General features: G+C 43.2%; 26 protein-coding genes and 1 pseudogene. 16 read left to right on the top strand and 11 right to left on the bottom strand.

Features of this window, described 5'->3' with window-relative positions; translation table 11 throughout:
- The first annotated feature begins 11 nt into the window (after positions 1 to 11).
- The 13 genes from CK503_RS11105 to msrB all read left to right on the top strand — a co-directional run bounded on the left by CK503_RS11105 (position 12) and on the right by msrB (position 11,631).
- Positions 12 to 782, top strand: coding sequence for a tetratricopeptide repeat protein (locus CK503_RS11105; protein ID WP_095606884.1), 771 nt, complete (start codon positions 12 to 14; stop codon positions 780 to 782).
- Positions 783 to 1,111: 329 nt separating this feature from the next.
- On the top strand, positions 1,112 to 1,684 hold the full coding sequence (locus CK503_RS11100; RefSeq protein WP_095606883.1) for a CPBP family intramembrane glutamic endopeptidase: 573 nt from the start codon (positions 1,112 to 1,114) through the stop codon (positions 1,682 to 1,684).
- A gap of 12 nt (positions 1,685 to 1,696) precedes the next feature.
- Positions 1,697 to 2,797 carry a sensor histidine kinase gene (locus tag CK503_RS11095; RefSeq protein ID WP_095606882.1) on the top strand — a complete coding sequence of 367 codons (1,101 nt, stop codon included), beginning with the start codon at positions 1,697 to 1,699 and terminating at the stop codon, positions 2,795 to 2,797.
- On the top strand, positions 2,794 to 3,540 hold the full coding sequence (locus CK503_RS11090; RefSeq protein ID WP_095606881.1) for a LytR/AlgR family response regulator transcription factor: 747 nt from the start codon (positions 2,794 to 2,796) through the stop codon (positions 3,538 to 3,540). The genes CK503_RS11095 and CK503_RS11090 overlap by 4 nt, the downstream gene beginning before the upstream one ends.
- Before the next feature lie 177 nt (positions 3,541 to 3,717).
- Positions 3,718 to 4,281: an outer membrane beta-barrel protein gene (locus CK503_RS11085; protein WP_095606880.1), complete on the top strand. Its 564-nt coding sequence runs from the start codon at positions 3,718 to 3,720 to the stop codon at positions 4,279 to 4,281.
- Between the two features lie 168 nt (positions 4,282 to 4,449).
- Positions 4,450 to 6,699: a RelA/SpoT family protein gene (locus tag CK503_RS11080; RefSeq protein ID WP_095606879.1), complete on the top strand. Its 2,250-nt coding sequence runs from the start codon at positions 4,450 to 4,452 to the stop codon at positions 6,697 to 6,699.
- A 168-nt stretch (positions 6,700 to 6,867) separates the two neighbouring features.
- A complete protein-coding gene (locus CK503_RS11075) occupies positions 6,868 to 7,200 on the top strand; it encodes an HU family DNA-binding protein (RefSeq protein WP_095606878.1) in 333 nt (110 codons plus the stop codon).
- A gap of 2 nt (positions 7,201 to 7,202) precedes the next feature.
- Positions 7,203 to 7,658, top strand: a complete 456-nt coding sequence (ruvX, locus tag CK503_RS11070) for a Holliday junction resolvase RuvX (RefSeq protein WP_095606877.1) — start codon at positions 7,203 to 7,205, stop codon at positions 7,656 to 7,658.
- Positions 7,630 to 8,199 carry a peptide deformylase gene (gene def / locus CK503_RS11065; RefSeq protein WP_095606876.1) on the top strand — a complete coding sequence of 190 codons (570 nt, stop codon included), beginning with the start codon at positions 7,630 to 7,632 and terminating at the stop codon, positions 8,197 to 8,199. The genes ruvX and def overlap by 29 nt, the downstream gene beginning before the upstream one ends.
- A gap of 9 nt (positions 8,200 to 8,208) precedes the next feature.
- Positions 8,209 to 9,123, top strand: coding sequence for a methionyl-tRNA formyltransferase (gene fmt, locus CK503_RS11060; RefSeq protein WP_095606875.1), 915 nt, complete (start codon positions 8,209 to 8,211; stop codon positions 9,121 to 9,123).
- A gap of 92 nt (positions 9,124 to 9,215) precedes the next feature.
- Complete coding sequence (locus CK503_RS11055; RefSeq protein WP_095606874.1) at positions 9,216 to 9,902, top strand: ankyrin repeat domain-containing protein; 687 nt, start codon at positions 9,216 to 9,218, stop codon at positions 9,900 to 9,902.
- Positions 9,903 to 10,026: 124 nt separating this feature from the next.
- On the top strand, positions 10,027 to 11,031 hold the full coding sequence (gene gap, locus CK503_RS11050; RefSeq protein ID WP_095606873.1) for a type I glyceraldehyde-3-phosphate dehydrogenase: 1,005 nt from the start codon (positions 10,027 to 10,029) through the stop codon (positions 11,029 to 11,031).
- A gap of 150 nt (positions 11,032 to 11,181) precedes the next feature.
- Positions 11,182 to 11,631 (top strand): peptide-methionine (R)-S-oxide reductase MsrB, encoded by a 450-nt coding sequence (msrB, locus tag CK503_RS11045; protein WP_095606872.1) that lies wholly within the window; start codon positions 11,182 to 11,184, stop codon positions 11,629 to 11,631.
- A gap of 45 nt (positions 11,632 to 11,676) precedes the next feature.
- Here msrB and CK503_RS11040 read toward each other — a convergent pair whose 3' ends face one another.
- The gene (locus tag CK503_RS11040; RefSeq protein WP_095606871.1) at positions 11,677 to 12,846 is read right to left on the bottom strand and encodes a trans-sulfuration enzyme family protein; all 1,170 of its coding nucleotides are present in this window, start codon (positions 12,844 to 12,846) and stop codon (positions 11,677 to 11,679) included.
- A 4-nt stretch (positions 12,847 to 12,850) separates the two neighbouring features.
- Positions 12,851 to 13,267 (bottom strand): OsmC family protein, encoded by a 417-nt coding sequence (locus CK503_RS11035; RefSeq protein ID WP_095606870.1) that lies wholly within the window; start codon positions 13,265 to 13,267, stop codon positions 12,851 to 12,853.
- Positions 13,268 to 13,447: 180 nt separating this feature from the next.
- On the opposite strand from CK503_RS11035, the pseudogene CK503_RS11030 reads away from it, so the two are divergent.
- Positions 13,448 to 15,328: pseudogene (locus CK503_RS11030) on the top strand (OPT family oligopeptide transporter); the annotation flags it as partial.
- A 187-nt stretch (positions 15,329 to 15,515) separates the two neighbouring features.
- Positions 15,516 to 16,526, top strand: a complete 1,011-nt coding sequence (locus CK503_RS11025) for an acetamidase/formamidase family protein (RefSeq protein WP_095606868.1) — start codon at positions 15,516 to 15,518, stop codon at positions 16,524 to 16,526.
- A gap of 201 nt (positions 16,527 to 16,727) precedes the next feature.
- Here the strand turns inward: CK503_RS11025 and hisIE are convergent, their stop codons facing one another.
- Positions 16,728 to 17,342, bottom strand: coding sequence for a bifunctional phosphoribosyl-AMP cyclohydrolase/phosphoribosyl-ATP diphosphatase HisIE (gene hisIE / locus CK503_RS11020; protein ID WP_095606867.1), 615 nt, complete (start codon positions 17,340 to 17,342; stop codon positions 16,728 to 16,730).
- A 25-nt stretch (positions 17,343 to 17,367) separates the two neighbouring features.
- Positions 17,368 to 18,129, bottom strand: a complete 762-nt coding sequence (gene hisF, locus CK503_RS11015; RefSeq protein ID WP_095606866.1) for an imidazole glycerol phosphate synthase subunit HisF — start codon at positions 18,127 to 18,129, stop codon at positions 17,368 to 17,370.
- Positions 18,130 to 18,588: 459 nt separating this feature from the next.
- Between hisF and CK503_RS11010 the strand changes: the two genes are divergently transcribed.
- Positions 18,589 to 19,092 carry a cupin domain-containing protein gene (locus tag CK503_RS11010; RefSeq protein ID WP_095606865.1) on the top strand — a complete coding sequence of 168 codons (504 nt, stop codon included), beginning with the start codon at positions 18,589 to 18,591 and terminating at the stop codon, positions 19,090 to 19,092.
- Positions 19,093 to 19,097: 5 nt separating this feature from the next.
- Here CK503_RS11010 and hisA read toward each other — a convergent pair whose 3' ends face one another.
- The 7 genes from hisA to CK503_RS10975 all read right to left on the bottom strand — a co-directional run bounded on the left by hisA (position 19,098) and on the right by CK503_RS10975 (position 25,669).
- The gene (gene hisA / locus CK503_RS11005; protein ID WP_095606864.1) at positions 19,098 to 19,817 is read right to left on the bottom strand and encodes a 1-(5-phosphoribosyl)-5-[(5-phosphoribosylamino)methylideneamino]imidazole-4-carboxamide isomerase; all 720 of its coding nucleotides are present in this window, start codon (positions 19,815 to 19,817) and stop codon (positions 19,098 to 19,100) included.
- Positions 19,818 to 19,917: 100 nt separating this feature from the next.
- Complete coding sequence (locus tag CK503_RS11000; protein ID WP_095606863.1) at positions 19,918 to 21,132, bottom strand: hypothetical protein; 1,215 nt, start codon at positions 21,130 to 21,132, stop codon at positions 19,918 to 19,920.
- 5 nt (positions 21,133 to 21,137) lie between these two features.
- Entirely contained in the window at positions 21,138 to 21,824 is a 687-nt protein-coding gene (locus CK503_RS10995) for an ABC transporter ATP-binding protein (protein WP_095606862.1), read from the bottom strand.
- 59 nt (positions 21,825 to 21,883) lie between these two features.
- Positions 21,884 to 22,249, bottom strand: a complete 366-nt coding sequence (locus tag CK503_RS10990; RefSeq protein ID WP_095606861.1) for a four helix bundle protein — start codon at positions 22,247 to 22,249, stop codon at positions 21,884 to 21,886.
- A gap of 96 nt (positions 22,250 to 22,345) precedes the next feature.
- Positions 22,346 to 23,569 carry an ABC transporter permease gene (locus tag CK503_RS10985; RefSeq protein ID WP_095606860.1) on the bottom strand — a complete coding sequence of 408 codons (1,224 nt, stop codon included), beginning with the start codon at positions 23,567 to 23,569 and terminating at the stop codon, positions 22,346 to 22,348.
- A 1-nt stretch (position 23,570) separates the two neighbouring features.
- Positions 23,571 to 24,794 (bottom strand): ABC transporter permease, encoded by a 1,224-nt coding sequence (locus CK503_RS10980; protein ID WP_095606859.1) that lies wholly within the window; start codon positions 24,792 to 24,794, stop codon positions 23,571 to 23,573.
- Positions 24,795 to 24,853: 59 nt separating this feature from the next.
- The gene (locus CK503_RS10975; RefSeq protein WP_255233396.1) at positions 24,854 to 25,669 is read right to left on the bottom strand and encodes an outer membrane lipoprotein-sorting protein; all 816 of its coding nucleotides are present in this window, start codon (positions 25,667 to 25,669) and stop codon (positions 24,854 to 24,856) included.
- Between the last annotated feature and the right edge of the window lie 43 nt (positions 25,670 to 25,712).

Here is a 25,712-nt window from a genome sequence, read left to right as displayed (position 1 = left end):
TCACCAACAAAATGAAATATTTAATAACGTTATTTTTCTGGTTGTTGCTGATCCCTATGTCGCAACAGGTATCGGCGCAGGATTCTACTCAATTTGATGAGATTCGCCAATCTATTGAAACAGCGGTGGATTCTCTCCAGCCTGAAAGGTTAATTGGGGTGAATACAAAGCTAAAAACATTGATTCAAACAGGTGATCCTGAGATAAAAAAATTCGCCTATTATTATCGTGGTTACAGCAACTATCGGCTGCAAAATTCCTTTCCTAAAATCAATGAAGATCAGCAAGAAGAATATCTCGACGAAGCTACGATAATGTTTGAGAAAGCTGTGGAGATGGATCCGAAGTTTGCTGAGGGCTACGCCATGCTGGGAAGTTGCTATGGGATGAAAGCCAGTGGATTCTTTTCTGGGATGAAATACGGTCCTAAATCAGATAATGCCATGGGTAAGGCCAAGGAACTGGCTCCCGAAAATCCCCGGGTAGTGATGCTTGATGCCATTGGGAAACTATATAAGCCTTCGATGTTTGGTGGAAGTACTGAAGGGGCGATTGAAGGTTTTAAGCGGGCAGCTGAGTTATTTGAAGACTGGCAGACGCCAAATAGATATGCTCCCCGGTGGGGTGAGGCTGAAGTTTATGCATGGCTTGGACAGGGATACGTACAAGCCGAGAAATACGAAGAGGCTCGGCAAGCATACGAAAAGGCGCTTAAAGTTAAACCCGGTTATCCGTGGGTTGAAAATGTGTTGATTCCCGAATTAAAAGAAAAATCCCAGTAGCGATATGGATAAGATGAGTCTCTCACCCTTAACGGAAGGAGTACGGTTAAGATATCGCAATAAGATATTGGCCATTAGCGAGGTAATACTGGCGTATATCAGTATTATTGGGCTTATGTGGATAACAGAGTTGATACCGGGATTTGAATCTTGGCAGCAGACCTTTTTAGGTCGGTCAATCTTGAGTGCCATAATATATATGGTATTACCGGCTGTACTGCTCGTTTATTGGCATGGTCGGGCGGGATCGAAACGGGAAGACAAGCTGGTTTTCGAGGAAAAAAAAGATTTAAAAGTCGGTTATTTTAGGCGCAAAAGCCCTTGGCATTATGTTTCCCGCCACTTTTGCTTTCCCCATTGCCGAGATGTTTGGCTTTGGATTTACGGACTGGGGTGGGGCCGGAATCATAGCTTCTTTTTATCTGGTAGCCATATTGGTATTGCTCTGGTTCTTTAAGGAAAACAAGGTAGTCGAAGAAAAAGGGTTTTCGAGCAGTGATGCTCGCATATCAGGATGGGTTTTTGCGGTTGGGCTGTTTCTGGTTGGACTTTTCTATGCTCTGTATCCTCCGGTATCCAATGTTGTAATTGCACTTGTGTTTATAGGATTTATGGAAGAGTTCTTTTTTAGAGGTTATATGCAGCCAAGACTGAATTTTGCTTTTGAAAAACGGTTTAACTTTCTGAATTTTCGATTCGGATGGGGACTCATTATAACTTCGGCATTTTTTGGACTCATCCATGTGATTAGTCCGGGAGAGAACCCAATGGAGTGGGCATGGGGATTCTGGACCTTTGTCGCCGGAATCAGCTTTGGCGTGATTCACGAAAAAGGCGGCTCATTTTTGGCTCCGGCCATAGTGCACGGTGTTACGATGATACTACCACTAATTTTTTCCTAAATACAGCCGACCATGAGTACGGATTTTGATAGCTTGGAATTGCGATTAGAAAAACCACAGTTATCGACACGTGGCGTTGGCCTGGCTCTGTTTGTAGCATTCTTATATCTACTGTTTTATACCGCAATTATATCCAATGTAGAGGAGGTACCTTTGTTGGCCGCTTTCCTAAGCTCTACATTAAGTACCTCCATTAAAGTGCTGCTGCTATTTGGAAGCTGGTATCTTATAATCCGTGAATTATATGAAGTTAGCGGTTGGGTTAAGCTGATGATTCATGTATTTACCGGATTAGTTTTTACAGTGGGATGGTTTTATAGCTATTTATGGATTTTTGACCTGTTATTCGGGTTAGAGTTTCTGGAAGGCAGTGGCTTTTTGGAGGAAAAGGTGTGGATTATGTCTTCTGCCTACTTTGAATATGCCATTACGTTTTCGGTAATCCACATCATGGATTCCATGAAAAAGCTGCGGCTGCGGGAGCAACAGGCTGCAGAGCTACGTGAACTTTCCAACCGGCAGCAGATTGCCAATTTAAAAGCACAGCTAAATCCTCACTTTTTATTTAATACACTTAACAGCATTAACGCAATGGTCTCGAAAGATGTGGACCAAACGCGTGATATGATTACCGGACTTTCGGATATGCTGCGCTATTCTATCCGAAGTTTTGAAAAAGATCGCGTGGCATTATCCGAAGAGCTGGATTTTGTGAGGCAGTATCTGGAGCTCGAAAAACATCGTTATGGTGATCGCCTGAAATATTCAATTGCATTAGATGAGGATTTGTCGAATGTAGAAATTCCGCCGATGATTATACAGCCTATTGTTGAAAATGCGGTAAAACATGGGATTGCTCCCACCGAGGAGGGTGGGGAGGTAAACATCAGTATTAGTCATGATGGTAAAGAAATGATGATTTCGGTAGAAGATACCGGTCGGGGATTGGATGATCCCGAGGAGATAAGATCCTCGGATGGTATCGGCGTTCGAAATACCGACGAACATTTGCAAAAACGATATGGCCACCAATCGAAATTACAGTTTAAATCTCTGAATCCACATGGTACAAAAGTGTGGTTTAAAATACCGTTGGGGGGACAGCATTCATGAAAACGTATCAGGCAGTTATTGTAGATGATGAACCTCCGGCTCGAGAGGTGGTGGCAGAGTACCTCGAAGATGTGGATTGGATATCAGTTTCAGGATCATTTGGGAATCCCCGAAAAGCACTCACATTCTTGGAAGAAAATCAGACCGATTTGCTCTTCTTGGATATACAGATGCCACAGATGTCGGGTTTTGATTTAGTGGATCAGCTTGATACCCTTCCTCATATTGTTTTTTCGACTGCTTATGATGAATATGCTATTCGGGCTTTTGACATCAATGCGGTTGATTACCTGCTCAAACCATATACCCAGAAGCGATTTTTGGAAGCCTTGCAACGGGTTCGTCAAATTGCGGGTGATGAAAATCAACAGAAACGAATTCGTGCTTTGTTGCAGCAGGTTAAAGAGCAAGAAGATTATCCAAAGCAGCTGTTTGTCCGCAGTCGTGATCGTATTGTCCCGGTTTTCGTAGATGATATTCTCTGGATTGAGGCGGAAGGGGACTATGCGCGCATTCATCTTGAAGATGAGACCGTATTTTGTGGCATCGGATTGGGTAAGCTAATGGCAAGAGTTGATCCGGAGCACTTTGTCCGGGTGCATCGGTCGCACGCTATTGCATTTTCAGCTTTGAAAAATTTAGAGCCGGACGGTTATGGGGGCTTTACGGCTACATTATTTGATAACACCGAGGTTAAAGTTAGTCGACATTATGCAGAACGAATCAAGAATTTTATTATTTAATAAATAGTAGATGGTTATCTGTGGACTTATAGCTTTTTTAATATTGTACTAATTCAGGCTCATAAATCTATCTTTTAAAAATATTCCAAAACTCTTATTTGCATAAAGTTTTTTACTATCTTACTCTAAGTCCATGACACAAAAGTTAGAATCAATAATAAGTAAGAGGAAACGATTATGAAGGTTAAAAGAATATTAGCTGTACTTGCTACTTTTGCGTTGATGTTTAGTATGATCCCCGAAAAGGCGTCAGCCCAGTGGAGCTTAGGCGCTTCCTATGAAATAAGAGATGAGGATCCCCAGAATGGTTTTGGTGTTCGTCTTGAACGGGAAATTTTGAATAAGATTCCAGTGGTAAATTTTAAACTTCGAGGCCATTTCAGCTACTTCAGTGAAGATAATTATGTAGGAGAAAACCAGGCAACATACGGACAAATTGAAAATTATGATTATGGTTTAGCTGCTGTAGGTGGAATCCCATTAGGTTTGTTGTCGCCATATGTAGGTACAGGGCTTGGTTCAACAACTACTGATTTGCAAAATCCGGAGGGTGCATTTGAGGAGGGATCCGAAAGTAGCGTTTTCTGGAATGGTTTTGTGGGAGCAGAAGTGAGTCCAGTTCCTGCTTTAAAACCTTTTGTAGAATATCGTTTTCAATCAGCCGAAAGTTTTGATGAATTAGAGAATTCTGTAAGTACCAGCAACGGACGGCTTATTTTTGGAGTTTCACTGTCATTCTAAAAGATATAACTTGGTACAAAAGGCGGACGTTATTAAGGCGTCCGCTTTTTTACTTTAAATCATTTTAGCGATTGCTAAATAAGCTTACAGTTCCTTTTTTGAATGTAAAGAGGCTTTGTCTTGTTTTGCTATCAATGAAAATGCTTCAATATTTCTTCATGTAACCATATGGCAGATACAAAAACGACATACGATATCGATCTGGACGGCTATGTTCTGGATCCCCCTCAGCAAGAGGATCTTGATGAGCTGTTGAGAGTATGCCGTAAAAACCTGGAAGAGGTTGACGAGAACCTTGTTTCACGTGCATTTAAGCTCTGCTATGTGTCGCACGAGGGTATTGAGCGTGCCTCCGGTGAACCCTACTATTATCATCCGGTGGCCGTGGCTAAAATTGTGGCATCAGAAATTAATATTGATGACGTTTCAGTAGTTGCTTCGCTACTCCATGATACGGTCGAAGATACAGAGGTTACGCTCGATGATATAAAAGAAAAATTTGGCGATACGGTTTCACATCTCATTGACGGGGTAACCAAAATTTCGGGCGTATTTAAGAGTCGCAACACCAAACAGGCCGAAACCTTTATGAAGATGCTTCTGTCGATGGCAGAAGATATCCGCGTGGTGTTGATAAAGTTTGCCGATCGCCTGCATAATATGCGTACGATACAGCACCTGCCGCGCGAAAAGCAGATGCAAAAGGCGACCGAGACCATGGAGCTGTATGCCCCATTGGCTCATCGGTTTGGGCTTTTCAATATCAAAAGCGAGTTGGAAGACCTCTGTTTTAAAGTGATTGACCCCAATTCCTATAAATTTATTGCCCGCAAACTTCGGGAAAAGAAAGAGGCTCGTGAGGCTTTTATTGAGGAGTTTATGGACCCTATTGATGAGGAATTGGACAAGCAGGGTTTTACGTTTGAGATGAAGGGGCGCCCCAAGCATATTTATTCGATTTTTCGAAAAATGCAGCGTCAGCAAAAGCCGTTCGAAGAGATTTACGACCTTTTTGCTATTCGCATCATCCTTGAAGAACCCCATACAAAAGAAGACTGCTGGCGGGTATATTCGATTATTACGGATTGGTATACGCCTATTCCCAAGCGGTTTCGCGATTTTATTTCAGTTCCCAAAGCCAATGGATATCAGTCGCTGCATACGACGGTAATTACGAAGAAGGGACGCAAGGTGGAGGTGCAAATACGTACACGGCACATGGATGATATCGCTGAAAAAGGGGTGGCTGCACACTGGAAGTATAAGGAAGGCAAAGAGGGGGGCTCCGAAACGCTGGAAAAATTTGTCCACTGGGTACGCGATGTGCTGGATAACCCACGTCCCGATGCGGCTACCGAATTTGTTAAAGATTTTCAGCTTAACCTGTATCAGGATGAAATTTACGTATTCACCCCCGATGGTGAACTGCGGACGCTTCCACAGGGGGCAACACCTATCGATTTTGCTTTTGATATCCACAGCGAGATTGGGGAACGAGCTATTGCTGCAAAAATAAATGGTAAAATGGCACCGCTTCGCCAAAAATTGGATATCGGTGATCAGGTAGAGATTATTACGGGAAATAAAATAAATCTTAATCCCGACTGGATTAACGATGTCGTTACTCACAAGGCCAAGTCGCGCATTCGGCAGTACATCAAGCAAAAAGAACGTCAGACGGCTGATGAGGGACGAGAGATCTGGGAGAAACGAGCTAAGCGTGGAAATATTGAAATTTCGGAGCAAGACCTTACCCGCATAGCTCAAAAGCTAAAATTCGATTCCACCCAGGATCTGTTTTACGATATTGGTAAAGGCAGTTTTGATGTTAATGAGCTTTATGATGTTGTTAAGCAGTTTACCAGTAAGGGGCGTATTGATGAGAAAGAAGATGAAGATAAACCGGCACCCGTAACGGAAGAGGAAATTCAGGAAACGTATATCAATGCTGCGCGTTCGATTAGTGATGATAAAGCGCTGGTTATAAATGGTGAGCTTACCAACGTTAAATACAGCTATGCCAATTGTTGTAATCCCATTCCCGGTGATGATGTGATGGGATTTATTAGCCGAACCGGTGATGTGAAAGTACATCGGTCAAACTGTAAGAATATTCATCACTTGATACAAACCGACGGCGAACGTATAGTGGATGTCTCCTGGGCGAAAAATATTGATTCTAAATTCCTTGGTGCTGTTAAGGTTATTGGTGAAGACCGCGTGGGTATGATTAATGATATTACTGATATTCTTTCAAAATCGCTTGAGACAAATATGAAGAGCATCAACGTAAACAGTGACAGTGGTATGTTTGAGGGAATTCTCACGGTCTACGTTGATGACATTGATCACCTGGGACGTATTGTTAATAAATTACAAAATGTGGGAGGCGTAAAAAGCGTATTCAGGTACGAATAAGTTGTTGTTTTCATTATTACTTATCGAATAAGATTATTTTTATCTCTGGGATAAAAGTAATATCATCAACCAGATAAAAAGTTAGGGCTTTTCACTATTACAACCCCAGGACACTGTAAGAATAGTGTTGAAATACAGAGTTAAAAGATCATTTACAGATTTATATTTATGATAACCTATACAAAAAGAGACATAATAAGACGTGTTGCTGAGGAGATGGATGAACCCATGGTTCAGGCTGATCCATGGGTAAATGCAGTATTGGTTGCATTGCGCGAAACGATGATGGACGCAGATCCTACATGTCGGATTGAATTACGCGATTTTGGTGTTTTTGAAGTGAAGAAGACCAAGGCGAAGCCGAAAGCAAGAAATCCGCGCACAAATGAAGAGATTTATGTGCCGGCTCATCGCAAAACTCATTTTAAACCCAGTAAATTGTTAAAAGAATTTTTAAAGCAACCTCTTGATGAAGAGGAAGTAGAAGAAATGGAAGATTAGCCGTGGCAGAATATGGAAGAATAATCGGTATCGATGTAGGAACAAAATGGATTGGTTTAGCCCGTACCGACTTATTAAAAACAGTAGCCAATCCTATCGGAACCTACTATGTTGACGACGTTTTTGAAGCGCTTGAAGAGCAGGTAGAAAATGAAAACGTCGAGAAAATTGTAGTAGGCTGGCCCCTTACTCCCGAAGGCGAAGAGGGGAGAGCCATCAAGATGGTAGAGGAATTTCTGGCTAAACTTGAGGCAAGATTTCCCGATATCGAAGTCGCTAAAATTGATGAGCGGTATACTACGAAAGAGGCTGTTCGGGCAATGGTTGAAGCAGGAGTTCCCAAAATGAAACGCCGTGAATCTGATCGCGTTAACCAAGCCGCTGCCGCTATAATCCTTCAGAAATATATTGAACTTGTAAAAGCAGATAATGTCCGTATTACCGATCGTTACATATGATGATGAGGTGCTTCACAAAGAAGCAGAACCCGTCAAAGAAAAAACCCCCGAAATTCAGCAGCTTATCGACGATATGTTCGACACCATGTATAATTCTGATGGAGTCGGACTTGCTGCCCCGCAAATAGGGGAGCTGCTTCGAATTTTTGTAGCTGATGCCGGTCCCCTGACAGAAGAAGAGGGAGGGAGTAAATATGGTCCCTTGGTACTTATCAATCCCGAAATTACCTTTGAAAGTGAAGAAAAGGTTGACATGGAGGAAGGCTGTCTGAGTATTCCGGGCGTTAACGCATCAGTAACTCGTCCCGAAAAAATTGTAGTACATTACCTGGACCGGGATTTTAATGAGCAGGAGTTGGAAATAGGCGGCTGGCTGTCAAGAGTGATACAGCATGAAACCGATCATCTCGACGGCATTTTGTTTTTGGATTACCTGTCTATGTTTAAGCGCAAATTGTTGAGTTCTAAGCTCAAAGATATTGCCAAAGGACGTACCGAAATAGATTACCCTATCGTTCCCAAAAAGCAAGAGACCAAGTAAGAGGTTCTTATGCGTATTGTATTCATGGGATCTCCGGATTTTGCCATTCCCAGCCTGGAGAAACTGCACCAGTCTGATCATGAAATTGTATCGGTTGTAAGTAATGTTGATAAACGGCGCGGTCGACGTGCGAAACCATCGCCGACAGCTGTTAAAAAGAAAGCGCTTGAATTAGACTTACCGGTCATTGGGGTTGAGGAACTTGATGATTCCGATTTTTATGATAAGCTCAAGGCATTGAATGCTGACCTGTTCGTTGTTGTTGCCTTTCGAATTTTGCCGCCGGAGATTTTGGACCTGCCTGAGAAAGGATCTATCAATCTTCATGCCTCGCTACTCCCCAAGTATCGGGGGGCTGCTCCTATCCATTGGGCTATTATGAATGGAGAAGAAAAGACAGGGTGTACGGTTTTCTTTCTGGATGAAAAAGTTGATACCGGGAATATTATTGAGCAGCGGGAAACAGATATTGGTCCCAATGAAACGACCGGTGATCTGTACAAGCGTCTTAAAAAGATGGGCAGTAAATTGTTGATAGATGCCGTCGATCAGATTGAACAGGACTCGTATGAGCTGCAGCAACAGGATCACGATAAAGCGACCCCGGCCCCTAAATTATTTACCGAGGATTGTAAAATCGATTTTAGTGAAACAGCTGAACGGGTTCATAATAAAATACGTGGTCTTAGTCCGTTTCCCACAGCTTGGGCAATGCTCGATGATCTGAAATTTAACATGTACCGGTCAGAGGTTGGACTTTCCAACGATTTGGCTCCGGGACGCCTTCAAATGCATAACGATGATCTTATTGTGGGATGTAAAGACGGGGCTGTTGTATTGAAAAAAGTGCAGCTGCAAGGTAAAAAGAGAATGAGCGGGAAAGATTTTATGAACGGTTATACTGGTCATGGCATGCTTCATTAAAATATCCCAAAAGGAAATTTGTATTGACAAATAATCAGATAATTGTCATATAATCACTTTCATTTATATCCTATAAAAAACGAATTGTTGATATGGAGTTATCACCACTGTTGGATGCTGCCAAAAAAGGAGATTTGCCTCAATTAAAAAAGTTTAGTGAGGAGGATCATGATATCAATGAGACTGCTAAAAATGGGTTGACGGCTCTAATTCTGGCAGCTGAAAATAATCACAAAGATGTTGTTGACTTTCTGTTGGATGAGGGTGCTGATGCCAATGCTGCAACGGCTATGGGAGGCACCGCTATCAGCCGGGCGGCCGAAAATGGACATGTTAATATTATCCGGAAGCTGCTCGACCACGGTGCGAAGGCCAACGATGTAGCTCTGATTGCCGCTTCTCGGGAAGGAGAGTTAGAGGTCGTTAAAGTGTTGGTTGAAAATGGTGCTAATGTCAATGCGGAGCAGAGATGGGGGGTAACTCCCTTAATGCTTGCTGCCAGAGAAGGTCATTCTGATATTGTCAGTTATTTGTTGGCAAACAAGGCAAAGATAAAAGTAAAAGATAAAGATGGTCATTCCGCCTTGTCACTTGCTCTGGATAACGATAATGCTGGAATTGCGAGTCAATTACGGCGAGCCGGGGCAAAGGCTGATGCTGTTCGGAAAGAACAATCTGATTTGGATGATGAAGAGGATGATGTTCTGGATACGGATGATTTTGATGATCTGATTGATGAAGAAGAAATCCCGGAAGATATTGATTTGGATGAAGATTAGCGGCAAATTAATTCAGGAATTGTTTACAAAAGAGCGTTTGAACTCTTATTTTTAGCTGAAAGAAAATAACACGCGGTTTTATATCGTGAGAACTTTAACGAAGTAACTAAAAAGGTTACAATTTATGAGTAAAATTAATATTGGAATTAATGGTTTTGGACGCATTGGAAGATTGGTTACCCGATCTATTATGGCGTATCACAAAGACGACATTAATATTGTTGGCGTAAATGATTTAATGGATGCGGAGACGCTTGCCTACCTCTTTAAACGTGATTCGGTACACGGTACTTATCAGGGTGATGTAAGTTATACTGATAACAGTATTACGATTGATGGAATGGAAATTGGAATTTCATCCGAAAAAGATCCTGCAGATTTAAAATGGGGTGAACGCGGAGCTGATATTATTGTTGAATCAACCGGTTTATTTCGAACAAAGGAAGCTGCTTCCAAACACCTCGAAGCCGGTGCTGAAAAGGTGATTATCTCAGCTCCCGCTAAAGGAGACGGTGATGTAAAAACTGTTGTGTTGGGCGTTAATGAAGAAATAATTGATGACAGTGCACAGATCTATTCCAACGCAAGTTGTACGACCAACTGTCTGGCTCCCATGGTGAAAGTGTTGAATGACGCTTTTGGTCTTGAAAAAGGATTTATGACGACGACCCACGCTTATACAGGCAGCCAAAATATTCTGGATGGTCCGCATAAGGATCCTCGTCGTGGACGTACGGCAGCTCAAAACCTGGTTCCAACCACTACGGGAGCTGCACAAGCGGTTGAGCTTGTATTACCGGAAATGGAAGGAAAACTGGACGGAAGTGCTATTCGCGTTCCGGTACCAGATGGATCACTTACTGATCTGACTGCTACACTTAGTAAAGATGTTACGGTGGAAGAGGTTGATCAGGCGTTCAAGGATGCTGCCAATGGTGTTATGAAAGGGGTATTGGGCTACTCAGAAGAAGAGTTGGTCTCGACCGACATTTTAGGCGATCCTCACTCCTGTATTTATGATAGCGGCTTTACCAAAGCAAATGGTAACCTTGTTAAAATTCTTGCTTGGTACGATAACGAAGCAGGATATTCTGCTCGTACCGCCGATTTAATCAAGAAAATCGCATAACGTTATTTTTGCTGATGGAATCATTTTATATGATTCCATCGGTATTTTTTTAATTTAAGAAATAGGGGGCGATTCTTGGAAATTGTCCCAATAACCAAGGTCAGATTAAATCTCTGGCCTTTTTCTTTTTAATGGAATAAGAGGAAGCCTATGATTGATTGGAAACAGGTAAATGAATATGCGGGAAAAGAGAATCCTGAACCACCGAAAAGAATTGAAAAGTCTGACAAAGAGTGGAAGAAACAGCTCACTGACGAACAGTTTTATGTGACGCGAAAACATGGGACGGAGCGACCGGGAACGGGTGAATATTGTGAAAGTCACAAACCGGGTTTGTATGCTTGCGTCTGTTGTGGAACAGAATTATTTGATTCTACCGAGAAGTTTGAATCAGGATCCGGATGGCCCAGTTTTGGAGAGCCGGTAAAAAATAATGTAGTGAAATACGAGGAAGACTATAGCCACGGTATGCAGCGTATTGAGGTGTTATGTAATGTCTGTGATGCCCATCTTGGTCACGTCTTTCCGGATGGTCCTGGGCCCACAGGATTACGATATTGCGTTAACTCTGCTTCTTTAGAATTGGTGGAAAACGCATAGAAACCGTAAACTATTTACATAAATATTTTGGTTACACCTACAATTTTATCCATTTAAAGCTTGTTCAATATCGGCTTGAATATCTTCAATGGCTTCAAGACCCACGGCGATTCGTATCATACCCGGCGTAATGTTTACAGTTTCTCGTTCTTCTTTGGTTAATTTTGAATGAGTGGTAGAGGCTGGATGCGTGGCAATGGTCCGGGAATCTCCCAGATTGGCCGACAGTGATAACATTTCCAATTTATCAAGGAATTCGGTAGCCGCTTCGTATCCGCCAGTGATATTAAAAGCAACTACTCCACCGCCTTGACGCATCTGTTTTTTTGCCAGCTCGTACTGCGGATGACTTTTAAGAAATGGATATTTAACCCATGCTGTATTTTGTTGTTCTTCTAAGAATTGGGCTAAGGATAGTGCATTTTGGCAATGACGATCCATGCGTGCCGGAAGGGTTTCCAGGCTTTTAGAGAACATCCACGCATTAAAAGGAGACATTGCGGGTCCCGAGTGACGCGTGAAAGTACTGATTTCATCGATATAGTTTTCTTTGCCAACGATCACGCCGCCAATGCCGCGTCCCTGTCCGTCGATAAATTTCGTAGCCGAATGCAACACAATATCTGCGCCGTATTCCATAGGCTTCTGGAGGTATGGAGTGGCAAAACAATTATCCACAATCATAATTAAATTGTGAGAATCAGCGAGTTCTCCGGCCCATTCGAGGTCGATGAGATCGAGTCCCGGGTTCGAGGGCGTCTCCAAAAATAATACTTTAGTTTTATCCTTAATAAGGGATTCCCATTGTTCCGGCTTGTCAATATCCCCATAAGAATAATCAATACCCCACTTGGGTAAGATGTTATTTAGAATCTGATGGGATGATCCAAAAAGCGAGCGACAAGCCAAAATATGATCGCCTTGCTCCAGCAGCCCCGCCAAACTTGAGAATATAGCAGACATCCCCGAAGCGGTGGCAATGCCCGCATCAGCCCCTTCAAGCCGACACATTTTTTCTTCAAACTCGTTGGTATTTGGATTAGAATAGCGGCTGTACACATTCCCTTCTACTTCTTTGGCAAAAAGGGCGCGTGCGTGTTCGGCCGAGTCGAACACAAAACTCGAGGTCATAAACAATGGAGTGGAGTGTTCGTGTTCTTCCGTGCGTTTTGTTTGCGTGCGTATGGCTTTCGTTTCTGACTTTTTGTTACTCACAATATCAGTTGGATTTTATTTCGTAACTGTGGGTGATTTTGGAGGTTTTTTCCAGCGTTTTTGTTACCGAGCAATATTTATCGAGCGAAAGGTTGATAGCACGTTCTACCTTCTTTTCATCTAAATCGCCTGTAAAAATATAATTGATGTGGATGGTAGTGAACTCCGAATAGGTGCCTTTGCTTTGGCGGTCTCCGTCAACTTCTACTTTTAGATCTTGCAAATCTTGCTTCTGCTTTTTAAGGATACCAATAATATCGATGGCACTGCATCCGCCAACACCTGCCAGCAGAAGCTGCATGGGACTAAATCCGCCTTCAAGTCCGCCAATTTCGGTGGTGCCGTCCATTCTAATAAGCCCTCCCTCATCATTTTGGGCTTCCATGTGCAGGTCATCAAGATGGTCGATAGTGATTTTCATAAAAAGTCTTTTTTACCTAAAATTTGCTGCTAAAAGTACAAAAACACCGTTAGTTAACAAAGCATGGGATACAATTTAAGATGATAATCTGCGACTTGCTTTCTTCTTTAGTTCTTTTAATTTGAAGCGAATCAATCTAAAGCAACGGGGAATATTTTGAGTGACGAAACCAAGCAATTTGTGCCGTATGTTCGAGCGGAGGACGATTATCCGCAAATAACATTTAAAGCTGTAATTCTGGGAATTTTATTGTCGGCCATTTTAGCCGGGGCCAATGCCTATCTGGGATTAAAAGTAGGGATGACTGTCTCCGCCTCTATTCCGGCGGCCGTAATTTCGATGGCGGTATTGCGACTTTTTAAGGAGTCAAATATACTGGAAAATAATATTGTTCAGACCGCCGCTTCGGCGGGAGAATCGTTGGCCGCAGGGGTTATCTTTACGCTTCCCGCTTTGATTTTACTCCGTTATTGGTCAGACTTCCCTTTCCTCGATACCATGGCTATTGCGATGTTTGGCGGGGTGCTCGGAGTGCTGTTTACCATTCCGTTACGCCGCGCATTAATCATAGAAAAAAAGCTAAAATTTCCGGAAGGAGTTGCTACCGGTGAGGTACTAAAAGCCGGAACCGAAGGTGGAAAGGGTATCAAATATATTGGTCTGGCCGGTATTGCTGCTGCTCTGTATAAATTAGGGCAAACGGGGTTAAAGATTTTTTCGGGATCGGTAAGCGGTTCTGTCACAACAGGCAGATCCATTTTTGGAATGGGAACAGAGTTGTCGGTTGCCCTGCTTGGGGTCGGTTATATAGTAGGATTAAATATTGCAGTACTTGTGTTTGCCGGTGGCCTTATTTCGTGGCTGTTTGGCATTCCGTTGTATATGGCTTTTACCGATCCGGCTGAATTGTCTCAAGTGGTCGGAAATATGAGCGGCTATGATGCAGCTCTTGAAGTGTGGAGTCAGAAAATTCGCTACATGGGGGTTGGAGCCATGGTTGTCGGTGGCATATGGGCACTGATATCATTGGCCAAGCCGCTTAAGGATGGTATCGTTTCGTCTTGGGAAGCAGTTCAGAAAGCACGATCGGGCAATAGTGCAGACATCCCGCGTACCGAACGGGATATGCCTATCAATTATGTCTTATGGGGAATATTGGGTTTAGGTATTCCGATTTTTATTGTTTTTACGCAGGTTATTGATATGGCTCACCTGCCGGTGAGCAGTGGACTCTATTGGACAACAATGAGTATTGGAGCTGTATTTTCTCTGGTGGCCGGTTTTCTGTTTGCCTCAGTAGCCGGATATATGGCCGGTCTTGTGGGATCCTCCAATAATCCCATATCAGGAGTAACAATTGCAACGATATTAGCAACTTCCCTGATTTTATTAGCACTGCTGGGGACGCAGATCGACTTTTCTGTTGATACCGAACGCGCCCAGGCGGCGGCAGCTGCAGCCATTGTAGTGGGAGCGATGGTTGCCTGTGCAGCGGCTATTGCCGGTGATAATATGCAAGATTTAAAAGCAGGTCAGCTGGTGGGAGCAACGCCCTACAAGCAGCAAATTATGCAGATTGTAGGAGTCGTTTCGGCCGCGCTGGTTATTGCTCCCATTCTAAGTTTGCTATTTAATGCTTACGGATTGGGTGGCGTGCTACCGCGGGAGGGAATGAGTTCGTCCGAAATGTTGAGTGCTCCGCAGGCAACGCTGATGCAGTCGGTGGCCGAAGGCGTATTTGCCCGTAACCTGGAGTGGAACATGATCTGGATCGGTGCAGTGATTGCCGTAGCTATTATCATTTTGGATAAAGTATTAGAGGCTAAAGATTTCGAATTTCGCACTCCGGTGCTGGCAGTAGCAGTAGGCATCTATCTGCCTCTGGAATTAACGGTACCAATTTTTATTGGAGGAGTACTTGCATGGTATGTGGGACGAAAAGTTGTAAATCGTGCAAAAAATGAAGGGGCCGATCCTGAAGAAGCAAAAACGAATGCCGAACGCAAGGGACTTCTATTTTCATCGGGTCTTATTACTGGTGAAGCCTTGATTGGTATAGTGTTAGCCATTCCGTTTGCCATCCAGGAAAGTACAGATGCTCTCCGATTAGTTCCGGAATCATTTGCTCCCTATGCCGATTGGCTCGGAGCACTGGCCGGTGTATTCTTTATCATTTGGCTGTATAAAGTTGCGGTAAGAAAGTAAAAACAATGATTATTTCTTAATCAAAACAAAAGGGGATACAGGTATGAAAAAAGTAGCAGTTTTATTCGGATTGACAATTTTGTTCATCCTGTTGGGGTGTGAGCAGAATGCAGAAGAAAATGAGGAATTAACTTCAGTTCCCGAGCCCGGCTATACGCTTTCGGCTGACCAGACACATAGTTATTGGAGCAGTACGATTGAACCGTTAATTCGAGTAGAATCGGGATCGGTCATTGAGGTGAATACCGAGGAAGCATCCGATAAACAGTTGAACCATAAATCGACGGTAGAGGATATTAAAAATCTGAGTTTTGATCCTATTCACCCACTTACGGGACCGGTTTATGTTGAAAATGCTGAGCCCGGGGATATCTTGAAAGTGAAGCTCCACAAAATTGAATTGGGCAGTTGGGGATGGACGGGAATTATCCCGGGATTCGGGTTCCTGTCTGATGAGTTTGATGAGCCGTGGATTAAGACCTTTGAGTTTGATGAAAATTCGAATACTGCTGCCTTTTCTGAGGATATCAATATACCGCTCAAACCATTCCCGGGTGTGATGGGCGTAGCACCGGATACCGAAGAAGAACTTTCAACGGTACCACCCCGAGCTAATGGCGGTAATATGGATGATCCCAATATGACGGAAGGCACTACGGTCTACTTTCCTGTGCAGGTAGAGGGAGCACTGTTTTCAATAGGCGATGCACATGCTGCGCAGGGTCACGGTGAGGTTTGTGGGACGGCTATTGAAGCTCCTATGCGGATTGTATATGAAGTGGAAGTGATTAAGGACGGTCACGAAATCCAGGAGCCGCAGTACGAAACCGATGATTATTATGCCGTTACCGGTTACGGAGAAACTATCGACGAAGCGGCAAAGAAAGCGACCCGCTATATGATTGATTATCTGGAAACCGAGCACGATATGGATCGTAATGATGCGTATGCCTTGGCTTCTTTGGCTGGAGATTTGAAAATTGCCGAGGTCGTTGATGTGCCGCACATGCTGGTTTCTATGCACATGTCAAAAGAGGTGTTAGGCGTTAAGTGATTTTTTTATTTCATCGGATGGCTGGTTGGTTTTGCTATCCGATGAATAATTTAAAATCCTGAAACAAGTTCAGGATGACATCCCGTCCTTTTTTAAATGAATCGACCATACCCTGAAGATAAATCATCAGGCACTAAAGAGTTTATAAAGAAGACTAAAACGGCAATAGTTTGAGCGTCCGCTCGGGCTATTATTTACTTCTTACTTACCGTGACGCTCTTCAAGATTTTGGACTATTGTTTGTAACGGCACACCTTTAGCAACTAACAATACCAATAGGTGATAAATCAGATCGGATACTTCGTCAACTAAGTTGTGATCTTCATTTTTGGCTTCAATAACCGTTTCTACAGCTTCTTCGCCTACTTTCTGGGCAATTTTATCGATTCCATCCTCAAAAAGAGAGGTAGTATAAGAACCTTCCGGCATCTGTTCTTTTCGACTGATGATAAGCTCTTCCAAATTATTAAGAAAATTCAGGTTTTTTTGTGGCTTAAAATCCTTTCGGTAAAAACAGGATTGCTCACCGGTGTGACAGGTGGGGCCGTGCGGTTTAGTTAAGATCAATAAGGTGTCATCATCGCAATCCTTTTGTAGGTCAACCACATCAAGGTAATTACCAGAGGTTTCTCCTTTGGTCCACAAGCGTTGCTTGCTGCGACTAAAAAAAGTAACGCGCTCTTCATCCAGCGTTTTTTGCAGGGCTTCTTTGTTCATATAGCCCAGCATTAATACCTGAAATGAGTCGGCATCCTGAATGATGGCTGGGATAAGTCCGTTGCCTTTTTCAAAGTCGAGAGCGTTAATATCAATCATAATAGAAAATCTGGTAGTAGGTCAATTAATTTGTTTTACGAACAGGTATTTCAGCAGTTTCCAATTCCTGTTTTAAATCGCTGATTGCAATTTCTTGGAAGTGAAAAATGCTGGCGGCTAAAACTGCATCGGCATTTCCTTTTTGGATGGCATCAATGCAGTGCTTTTTGGAGCCTGCACCGCCGCTGGCTATAATGGGAATAGTCGTGAACTCGTTGACTTTTTGGAGCAGTTCCAAGTCGAAGCCTTCTTTGGTACCATCCTGATCCATGCTGGTAAGAAGAATTTCGCCCGCCCCGCGCTCCTCAACTTCCTGAATCCATTCAAGCGCATCTTTTCCAGTGTTTTTGGATCCGCCCGAAATAAAAACAACCCACTGGTTGTCGATTCGCTTGGCATCAACGGCGGCAACAATGCACTGCGATCCGAATTGGGCTGCCGCTTCGTTTATAAGGTTTGGATTGCGTACAATGGCACTGTTGAGCGAAACTTTGTCGGCTCCGGCATGTAAAATTTCGGCTATCTGATCGGTACTGCCAATACCACCACCAACGGTAAAGGGGATATCAATTTCGAGTGCGATCTTACTGACGAGATCAACCAGCGTTTTTCGTTTTTCTTTGGTAGCAGTAATATCCAAGAAGACAAGCTCGTCGGCTCCCTCGTTAGAGTATCGGCGTGCCAGTTCTACGGGATCGCCGGCATCGCGCAGTCCTTCGAAGTTAACACCCTTCACTGTTCTGCCGTCTTTAATGTCGAGACAGGGAATAATTCGTTTTGCAAGCATAGGCTGGTATAATACAAATCAATAATTTGATTAGACTCGAAATATAGAAAATCTTATGGTAATAGGTTAGAAATCACTTCTTATAAAATCTGCTAAAAATAGATAGTCTTATTTAACTTAGACCGAATATAAATTTCGATTCTAAGGATCATATTATCTCCAATGTTTGTATAGTTAAATGAAGGTTAACTAACAAAAAGAGGATAATATGCCTAAACCAACTGAATGTCCGCAATGTGGTGCTACTGCAGTAGATCCTTGTCAAAAAGAACCCAAAATTGATTGTGAACGGGAAGACTGATTTTACTCACAATAAATTTAATGAGCCGCGGTATTTGCCGCGGCTTTTTTATTTGGTCTAGTAAAAGCACGTCTCTTAAATTTTAGGGCAGATACACGAATATTTGTACCTTTATGTCTTTAAAAAAATATCATTTACAGTAATAAAAAAGACTTTCAATGGGTTTTAACGGAACGAAGGAGCAGTTGTTTAAAAGGACGAAACAAGAAGTTCAGGAGTTAGGCTTTACCATTATTGACCAGGATGGGCAGCGACCCTGGGGCGGTTTTTTTGTGATTGATGAGGAGCAAGCTGCCGATTTTGCCAAGCATTATTTTGGTGATATTGATATTGATGATCTGAAAGTTGCCGGAAAATTAAGTCCCAAAATATTAGTTGTTCAGCCTGGTAAGCGTCTATCATGGCAGTATCATCATCGCCGGGCCGAAATTTGGAAAGTGGTTGAAGGTCCGGTGGGCGTTATTACCAGTGACACTGATGAACAAGGAGAAGTTGAAACCTTACAGCCGGAAGAGTTTATTACATTAAAGCAGGGGGAACGTCATCGCTTAGTAGGATTAGATGATTGGGCTATTCTTGCAGAAATTTGGCAGCACACCGATCCGGAAAATCCTTCTGATGAAGATGATATTGTGCGCGTGCAGGATGATTTTGGTCGGTAGCGAAGCTACCCTGAATGGTAGGTTAGCATTTCCTCAAGAGAGATTTTTTCTTCATAATAAGCGCGTCCTACGACTACTCCGTATTGGTTTTGATCTTGGAGGGTTTTTAAGTCATCGGCATCCGAAACGCCACCCGAGGCGATAAAATTAAGGTCCGGAAATTGTTCTGAAAGTTCTTTGTAAAGGTTCACGTTAGGTCCTTCGAGCGTACCGTCTTTGGATGTGTCGGTACACAAGACGGTGGAAAGCCCACGATCAATCATAGGGGCAAGGAAATCCTCCAGTGATTTGTCGAGCGTTTCCAGCCACCCGCCATAAGCAACTTTCCCATTTTTTAGATCCATCCCCAGAATAGCGCGGTCACCATATTTATCAAGTACCTTAAGCCATTCTCCGGGACTTTTAACAGCCATTGAGCTGCATATTATATTGGATAATCCTTGATCTAATAACATCTGGGCATCTTCGAAACTGCGAATGCCACCCCCGGTTTGTACAGAGATATCAAGAGAATCGATGATCTGTTTAACATGTTTGAGGTTTACAAACTTTCCTTCCTTAGCACCATTCAGATCAACGATATGGATATGATTAAAGCCGGCCTCTTTGAATTTTTGGGCTTCTTCAACAGGATTGTGATTGTAGATTGTGGCTTCATCATAGTCGCCTTTGTGCAGGCGAACTACATTGCCGTCAAGAAGATCTATCGCAGGAATGACAATCATATACTAAAATAAATGGAGTTAGAATTTAGCAGTTTGAAGGTACGGAAACCGTATTACAGTGTACAGTGATGAGTACAAATAGTAGTGTTTTTGAAAGTTGTTAATATGACCACTTCAACCGAAAGAAAAAGAGGTTGGGGGTTTCAACGGCATCCCGAAAAGTCGCTCCCTTCAAGAGCTGGGATAACAGAAGCAAGTCAGCATCCTCAGTTATAGATATGGAAAGCTGGGGGATGGCAATAAAAACAGATCGATCAAAACTGCTCATAAAGCCGATATTTCCGCTGACAAGAGGATGGATTTGATACGAAGCGTTGATAAACAATCCTGATTTGGCGATGAATAGATTATCTGCTGATGGCGGTTGTACCAGGGTATTCAGTGGATCTCTGCCCTGGTTATATCCTCCGTTATAAAGCAGTTCCCCCTGGAGATATAAACCATTCGAAAGCATATAATCAGTTCCGGCGGTAGCTGTAAAATGTCCTGTTTGATCGAAAAAATCATCTTCGGGATGAAAGTAGGAGATTTCGCCTTTAAATCCAGCATCTCTGACGTAACCGGCCCATCCGCCACCGATTACGGCATAATCCCGGTAATGTCCGCCAATAAATTGCAGATCATAATTGCCCGTGCTCACCCGTACCATACCAGCGATTACCGAGCGGTCAAAACTATCCGCAATTTGATAGCTGAGTTCGGCACTGGATGCATAGCTCCAATTATATTGAGCTGTAAGGGCGTCTACGCCGGGACGTTCTTCATAATCGAAATCGAGGTAGGCGTAATTGTTAAACAGGTCATTAGGACTCCATACCAGTGTTCGTGACCAATTGATACGCTGGCGGCCGGCATGGGCTTCCCATGGCCCGTTTATATAGCTGAGATGGACTCGGTCTATGGTAGAATGCATCAGGGAATGATCGGTTCCAAACCAAACCCAGGAGAGATCAAAATAGTTAGAGTCTTGTTGATAGAATTGTTCAAGTGCGGGCGTATTATTTACGGTATAGCCGTTGAGGAGTCGCGTGCGAAGGTCGGCCCGGAATTCGAAATGTTCAGATAACGTCCAATCACTTTCGATGCGGTGGTGGAGGATATTATCGTAGTGGACAGTGCTAAAATCATTATTAGCACTGATCTGTCCGAGCTCTTTGACATATCCACTGTAGTCTACATCAAATGGAGATTGTGCAAATAAATTTTGAAATCCAATTATGACAAAAAATACTAAAAGGAGTAATCTTTTCAGGTCTCTTCCGTGCTCTTTTGCGTATCCTTCTTTGAGTAGCTTTGTGGTATAGATCGTATACATGGGATTTAATCTTTCACTTCGTCCTTGTCAATTTGCCCATCCACGAGGGTGACTATGCGACGGGCACGATCAATTACCCGCTGATCATGAGTAGAAAATACGAAGGTCATCTCTTCCTTTTTGTTGAGGTCGGCCATCATATCCAGCAAGTCACCGGACGAAACAGAATCCAGGTTTGCCGTAGGTTCGTCGGCCAGTACAAAATCCGGTTTGGATGCCAGTGCTCGTGCTACAGCTACACGCTGCTGCTGTCCGCCCGAAAGTTCGGAGGGGCGTTTGTGAATTTTATCTGCCAGTCCCACCTCTTCCAACAGTTGCTCGCTTTTAGCATTGTATTCTTGGGCGGGTTTCCCCTGCATCTGCATGACAAAAGATACGTTTTCAATAGATGTAAGAACTGGAATCAGGTTGTAGGCTTGAAATACAAATCCGATGTGATGGAGTCGAAAGTCTATTAACTCGCTGTCGGATAGTGTGCCAAGATCAGTTCCCTGCACGATTACACGCCCGTTGGTGGGGGCATCTAATCCGCCGATAATATTAAGCAAAGTTGTTTTCCCTGAACCCGAGGGACCGACAATGGCAGTAAACTCTCCTTTCTTTATTTCCAGATCTACGCCACGCAGCGCATGCACAGGAACCTGATCAGAGTTATAGACTTTGGTAACGTCTTTAGTTGTAATGACAGCCATAAGTTTGGGTTATGTGTTTCGGGTTGCGGGATTTCGGGTTGCGGGTTTTGTGGTGCGAGTTAAGTTTTCCAGCTTTTTTCAACGCACTGTATGAACTTGTTTAGCTTACGTCCTAATTTGTCGTACTTCTCAATAATATTCTGCGATGGATTGTCTTGAAAGTGAATGTCACTTATCATATTTAATTGAGAGATTTTTTCATCACAGGAAGAATGTGCAAAAATTAGAAAACGAATAAATTCATTTTTATATCTTCGTCTGCCATAACCTTCAGCAATATTGTTTTTGATGCTTTTTGAAGAGCGCCTGATTTGGCTGTCTTGTTCATACAATTCATGGTCAGGTAAATCCATTGTCAGTTGATGAATTTCAAGTGCATAGTCATATGCGAGCTTATAAATTTCTAAATCTTTATAACTCTTCATGATTTTCGTGTTTTGTGTTCCGGGCTTTGGGTTGTAGGTGGTTTTAACGGATTTTTTAAAGAGGTTTACGCGTAACGCATCATCTTGAAACTCGATTCAATTAAGTTTTCTAATTGCTTCAACAGGATTCAATTGCAGGCTTTTCCAAGCCGGATATAGCGCAGAAAGTAAAGCTGCAGCAGCAACCATTAGCATAATATTGAAATAATACATCCCATCAAGAGTAGGATAAACGACGGTTCCAAATCCATAGATGCTGAGACCTTCGGCAAAGGCACTCAAGTTAATACCGGTAGACTCAAAATAAGAGATCGTTCCCCATCCCAGCAGAAGACCGGCAGGAGAACCGACTAACGTTAAAAAGACTGTTTCCCATATCACCATACTGAATGTGCGAGCTTTATTCATGCCTATGGCTCGAAGCATGCCCAGCTCTCGGGTACGTTCCATAACGGCCATGAGCATCGTGTTAATGATACTGAAGATAAGCCCGATGATGATTATGATCATCACGATATAGAGCATCATATCCATCATGTCGAACATATATCGGAGGTCAGGGGCAAGATCTCTCCAGGTTTTCACTTCGAGTGAGGGGAAAGTAGCGCGCAGTGAGTCGGCATAGGTTTCGGCTTTAGCCATATTATCGGTATCGATTCGGATGTTGTGAATGGCATTTTCCATTCCCTGTAAGCGATTTAAGTCATCTCTTTGTACAAAAACAGTGTTTTCGTTATAGTTACTGCTAAAAGTTTTAAAGATGCCGGCTACTCGAAATGCGCCTCCCGTAATTTCTCCATCTACATCCTGGAAGCTTAAAACCATTCTGCTTTTAAGGTCTAATCCCAACCGCTCCGCCAGCTTGTTGCCGATTAAAATGCCATTACGGTCGTTGGGCTGCAGCATTTGTCCTTCGGTGAGATACTGATTGATGGCCAATGTGCTCTTTGGCTGGGGATTAATGCCATTAATGGTAACCCCAAAATTACTGCGTGTGCTTTGGGCCAGACCCGATGCGATGCTTTTAACTGAGATATCAGTCACATAAGGTTGCCCCTGCAAATGCTCGAAAACCTGATCGCTATTATCAACAGCGTACTTTGGATCATAAAGGTCTTCAAACTGGGGATGCATAATCTGAATATGCCCGATAGAGAGCTCAATCTGATTGTCGAGCACATCTTGTACCATCCCGTTAAAAAAGCCTGCTGAAAAAATACCCGCCCATGTACCTAACATTACGGCAATGATAACGACCCCGCTTCGGGTTGGGTTACGCCAAACATTTTTCCATCCGAGCCTGATAATATTACCTATCATATTATGACCTCATAGCTTTTACGGGGTGCAATCGGCTGGCACGAATCAGCGGAATAATGCTAAAGACGATAGTAATGATAAAAATGATGATCGCCTGCATATAAAAGAGCTCCGGATCCAAAGAGAAGGGGAGGTAGGGTTCCAGGCCGTATGATTCCATAACTTCGACCATGCCTCCCGAAAATTCGATGGGATTGACATTAAAGTACCAAGCCACCGGAATAGATAGGGCGATACCCAAAAGGGAACCAAGGAAAGCAATGAATAAAATTTCAAGAGCAAGCATCAGAAAAATAGCAAGCCGCGATGTGCCGATAGACAGCATTACCCCAAATTCGTAGGTGCGCTCGGTGATCATCATTAATACGGTGCCGAGGATGCCAAAGCCCACGATAATGTATAAAATGAGAATGATGATTACCCCTCCGCCGCGGTCGGCCTGGATGGCTTGTTGGAGCTCCGGCATCATCTGTTGCCAGCTCATAATTTCGTATCGGGTAGTATCAACGTTTGAGTTTAGCCGGTTGACTGTTTGCTGTACACTGTTGGGATCATCGAGAATGAGCGCGAGGGCAGAAAGTCGATTGGGAGCTGCTAAAAAATTCTGGGTAGTGGCAAGCGGCATCATCACCACGTTTTTATTCATTTCAGGATTGGGAAATGAAACGACGCCTTTGATTTCATAAAGTCCCGTAGCACTTTGCCCTCGAAATCCCTGTCCGATAAGTACCAGGCTGTCACCAAGCTGTACACTAAGTCGCTCCATCATATCAGTACCCACGAGCACAGCCTGCTCATCAGCGCTTTCAAAATATGATCCTGATTCTATGCGCTCCTTTGGATTGCTTAGAGATTGTTCTTTATCTGGATCGATACCCATGATCATAGCGGGTCGACTTTGTTGCTTTCCGGCTGCAAGGGCGTACGACTGGAGTCTGGGCACCGTTTCTATGACTGCACTTGGTTTTGCCGCATCTTCAAAAAGTGAATCCGACGCTTCAAAGCTATTTTCGAGCGTCTGATCGTCCCAGTATCCCTGCTGGTGGATTTGAATGTAGCTGGTAAATGTGCCGACGGTGCTGTTAACCATGACATCATATTGACCCTCTTGCATGGATCGCATCACCGAAGCCAGCAACACTGCTATCACAATGGAAAGCATGGTGATGAATGAGCGCCGGCGATTGCGCCAAATATTTCGCCATGCTAATCTTAGATATAACATGTGTTTTCTTTTGAAACGCTAATAGCCCTACAGTGCTTCAAGATCTATCAGCATATTATTTAATCCAACCGCTTCATATTTTGGATACTAAAAAACTGCTCGCTAATATCAATATCAAAGTCGATCTGTTGATAAGTAATGATCGTTTTTTTGGCTGATTCTTCAACGGGATTCATCTCCATTCGTGCAGGGAGCAAGCGTCCCCCCATTTCTTTAATGTCTGATCCATTCATGACCCGCACGAGCGTGTCATCTTCATCATAAAACTCCCCGCGCAACTGCAGGTATTCATCTTTTGATATATAGGTCACCACCCGTGACCAGACGACCGGCGCTTCTGGTTTGGGATGCATCTCAATTTTATAGCAGTCATATTCGCTTATTGTCGTATCGGCAAGTAGGGTGTGGGTATAATCCGTTACGATAGATGATTCTCGAACGAGATCATTATTTGAGAAGTCCGATCCCATCCAGGATTGGCTCATCATAGATGGAGGCATTTTAACAGTTCGATTAACGTTGGGAATCCAGTTCCAAATTTCATTTTCGCGCATTAAATAGGCAGAACCTTTGTCGCGAGCGGGAGCCGTAACCAGTATCATGCTGAAATCTTCGCCCATGCTCCATGCTTTCATAGAGATACTCCGTTCCCAATTGGGGCGTATGATCTGCATTGTCATTTCTGCAAGGGACTGTTCACCCTGCATTTTTTCATGGGCTTTGGTGACAATTTCAGTAGCGTCTTGTCCGAATAGGATGGAGGGGCAAAATATCATTAGGACCAGACATGGAATTAGAAACGTTTTCGTCCATTTCCATAGTGGATCTTGGTCAACAACTAATGACTGTTCAGTCTTATAAATTGGAAAGATCATCACATATAATTGAATGCCTGTTCATTCAAAATGTACATGCTGA

This window comes from Fodinibius salipaludis (assembly GCF_002287075.1).
In the GTDB taxonomy this organism is placed as follows: domain Bacteria; phylum Bacteroidota; class Rhodothermia; order Balneolales; family Balneolaceae; genus Fodinibius; species Fodinibius salipaludis.
Note: the sequence above shows the minus strand (reverse complement) of the source record. Positions and strands in the feature narration are given on the sequence as shown.